The organism is Lysinibacillus sp. NPDC059133 (assembly GCF_042755925.1).
In the GTDB taxonomy this organism is placed as follows: domain Bacteria; phylum Bacillota; class Bacilli; order Bacillales_A; family Planococcaceae; genus Lysinibacillus.
In genome coordinates, this window is record NZ_JBHZDH010000111.1 from 1 (window position 1) to 3,626 (window position 3,626).

General features: G+C 32.5%; 3 protein-coding genes. 2 read left to right on the forward strand and 1 reads right to left on the reverse strand.

Features of this window, described 5'->3' with window-relative positions; all coding sequences use genetic code 11:
- Positions 1-224: 224 nt before the first annotated feature.
- Positions 225-395: a hypothetical protein gene (locus ACFXN8_RS26320; protein ID WP_386848311.1), complete on the reverse strand. Its 171-nt coding sequence runs from the start codon at positions 393-395 to the stop codon at positions 225-227.
- A 331-nt stretch (positions 396-726) separates the two neighbouring features.
- Here ACFXN8_RS26320 and ACFXN8_RS26325 point away from each other — a divergent pair, with 331 nt between their 5' ends.
- The gene (locus ACFXN8_RS26325) at positions 727-1,488 is read left to right on the forward strand and encodes a hypothetical protein (protein ID WP_386848312.1); all 762 of its coding nucleotides are present in this window, start codon (positions 727-729) and stop codon (positions 1,486-1,488) included.
- 695 nt (positions 1,489-2,183) lie between these two features.
- Complete coding sequence (locus ACFXN8_RS26330) at positions 2,184-3,341, forward strand: hypothetical protein (RefSeq protein ID WP_386848313.1); 1,158 nt, start codon at positions 2,184-2,186, stop codon at positions 3,339-3,341.
- Positions 3,342-3,626 lie beyond the last annotated feature (285 nt).

Consider the following 3,626-nt stretch of genomic DNA (forward strand, 5'->3'; position numbering starts at 1 on the left):
TGCATGCGTATATTAAAAAGCATCAACATAACTATAAAAAACATATAGATAGCAATACTTCTCAGAAAATCGCCTCTACTGTCTGGAAAGCGGTTTATTTAATTCTTTTATAAGTCCTCCTGAGACTCTTCAACTAACCTGCCCCTTGAGTTGAAGAAGAAAAAGATGGGATCTGTTAAATCCCATCTTGAAGTAAAACCCCCGTAGTTTACCCTTTACGCATCCTAATTTTTTAATTGTTTGGTATTTATAAAAAATGCTGTTCCCAATATAAATATGCCTAAACAAACGAACATAGCAATCCCTGAATATTCATCATCAAATATTGTTGTGTTAACCAAAATAACTAACAGCATTAGTACAAGTGATACATATAAGCCTTTAATGTATTTCATAAGTTATATCTCCACCTTACAGTCCTATTCTTTCATTATTTAAATTTTTAGCAATATTCCATTTTAATATTAACACTAATTTCCTTTGTTTGAAATTAAAATACAAAAGTGCCTCACGCTTATTCAACTAAACTGTTTCGTTAGTTCAAGTACATTTCTTCGCAATCTTTAAAACGATTTCAACGTAAATATCCAACATAAAAATGAACTGCTCCGTTTTGAAGTATTTATTTTTCTAAGTATACTCTTTCTAGTAATTTGAAATATTTACTATATAATATTTTTGGAGGAATGTATTTTGTTAATGTTAAAAGAAAGGGGCCTATAAAGATTGAAAAAAGAAATGAGTACGTTGTTATTGTTGAGTGCTGTTATGTTTTCAGGATGTAGTCCAGACAATAAGGAGGATACTACACAAGAACAAGGTTCGGGTGAGACGACCAGTGAACAGGTAACAACAAAGCAGAATGCAAAATTAATTGGAACTTCTGAGAATAAAGAAGTAAATCTTTATGAAGTAGCGAATGGTGTAAAACTAGAATTTAATGGTGAAGAAAAAGAGTTTAATTGGTTTTTCGATAATAATAGTGTACTGAATCCTCCACAAGTGTTTTATACGGATGTTACGGGGGACGGAGAAAAAGAAGCCGTCATTATCATTCAAAGGGGTAAAGGAACAGGGCTAGATAATTATGATATTCATGTTGTGAATAAGGACTTTACTGAAATAAAAGTTCCCGATTATGAGGAAATTGTTGCTAACCATATTGAGTCAAAAGTTGTTAAAAATGATGATGGTACATTAGGGATTACCGTTAAAGTTCTGGGAAAAGAACATACATTTGATGATGATTCCAATCCAGAACCAAAACTAGAGTTAGAGAAGGATGACCTTGGTTTTGGTGCCATCACTATTTACTATTTAGAAGACCAAAAAATAAAATTACATCTTGCTGCTAGTGTATCTCCAAAACTTGGTGGTAGAGTGTCTCAAACATTTGTAGCTGATTTCTTTATCACATACAAATTTGATAGTGCTAAGAACGAATTCATTGTTGATCAAATAGAAGTAAAACCAACTAAAACAAATTAAAATATAGTGAGAAAAGCTGACCATTTTGTCGTACGGTCAGCTTTTCTTTCTATAGATACGGAATCATAAAAGGCAATTATCACCGCCATTAATCATGGCAATAGCTCTTCAGTAAAATAACCTAATACCATACAGCTAGCTCCTTGAGCAACGATATTGTAAGCTGTAGTTGATTTTATAATCTGGACATTACTAGTAGGACTTTATTTAGTGGAGGCTTTCTATCCTCCTATTCCTTGCAGTGAAATAAGTTAATTACAAAAAAGGCCAGTATTAAAGAAGTTCTAATCTCAGCTTCTAAACTAACAATTAACGGCCAAGAATACCTACCACAATAAGTAAAAGATATGGGGAGTTTTAACAATCATTAAAATGACTGTTGGAATTCCCCTTTTTGTTGGCTCCACAATAAAAGAACTTCCATTAAACCCACTTTCCATAAATATGATAAATTTAACCCCACTTCTCTTTTCGTGTAAAAAATACTAACTTCAATTTTTATTGGTTCAATCGTATCTCCATTTATCTCCCTTGTCCAATTGTTACTGCTCAAACTTTTTGTTAACTATTCAAACACTATCATGGAATGTTTAAAACTTTTCATTTTTTCAATAATTGACGAACCTTTTTATTTGGTAATTCGTCTAAATATTGGAAACCCTGTTTTCCAGAGTAAAAAAAAGGGAGATATGATTATGAAAAGACCAATAAAAAAATCTTGGATGATTGTTTCAGCACTAACAATAGGAATGGCTGTTCTGACGCCACTACAAGCAGGAGCTACTTCAGTAGAACCAACAAATGGTGTTACTGTTCAAATCGAACAACAAATTACAGGAACGATTAAAGCCATTTACGGAGACGGGATTGATCTAAAAGGTAGAGACGGTAAAAACTACTACATCAGTTTCTACAAATTTTCTGAAGAACAACTAGAAAAAATGAACTTAGTAGAAGGACAGGAAATCACAGTTGAAGGTAGCGTAGCAGAAGATTATTTAGACTTCTTCACATTCGAAGCTTATAAAAAGCAATTACCTAAAGGTGTATCAAATGAGGATTTAACAAAGTTAGAGAAAATGTTTAATGAAGTGAAAAAGCTGGAAAAAGAAGCTTCAAAAGCGGTGGAAAATAAAGCAACAGAAGAGGCGGAAAAGAAATTTGAAGAAATGGGTGAAATTTATGTAGAAATGAAAAAAATTACTAAGTCATATTATTTAGCTAATTGGCAGCCTCAATCATTTGAAGAGTATTTGGGGGATTATGAAATTAGTGCAAATAATATAGTTATTGCAGAAAATGATAAAAATCAGCTTAAAGCTATTTATGAAGCATGGGTAAAGCTTGAAAAAGATGGTCAAGAAGAAGAGGCTAATGAGAAAATGGAAAAATTCCACAAAATCCTCAATCCATATTTTGCAGAACTTTATCCAGATCCAACATTTGAAGAATATATGGAACACTTCGAGTTAGTAGATATCCCTGCTGAAACTTTAGCAAAACTAAAAAATCTTTATGAAGATGCCCGTAAAGCAGATAAAGATGATAATCCTGAATTGTTTGGTAAACTATACGAGGAGTTTTATGACACTATGAGTCAGTTCATAAAGCCTCAAACATTTGAAGAATATATGGCTAACTTTGAGTTCAAAGTTAGTGATGCGGATAACAAACAATTACAACAGCTTTATGAAGAAATCTTAAAGCTAGATAAAAAAGAAGACCAAGCAAAAATTGAAGAGAAATGGGATGCTTTCCACAATATTTTAGAGCCGTATTTTAAAGCAAATAAAGAAGTTCTAATCGCTGCTTCTAAACTAACAATTAACGGCCAAGAATACCTACCACAATAAGTAAAAGATACGGGGAGTTTCAACAATCATTAAAATGACTGTTGGAATTCCCCTTTTTGTTGATTCCACAATAAAAGAACTTCCTTTAAACCTCCCTTCCATAAATATGATATAAATCCCCCCTTCTCCTTCGATGCATCCATAGACAGGTAGTGAAAATTATTAACACACTTATTATTTATATGGAATGTCACACGTGTTGATTAACCAAAATTATACAGTCGTTGAATGATTTATGTCCCAATGAAACATCAGGATTTCTTTCACCCTAATTCGCCATTCCAG

Excerpts from the sequence above, each read along its gene's own strand:
- ACFXN8_RS26320 (WP_386848311.1), bottom strand. The coding sequence starts at position 395 with ATGAAATACATTAAAGGCTTATATGTATCACTTGTACTAATGCTGTTA.
- ACFXN8_RS26330 (WP_386848313.1), top strand. The coding sequence starts at position 2,184 with ATGAAAAGACCAATAAAAAAATCTTGGATGATTGTTTCAGCACTAACA.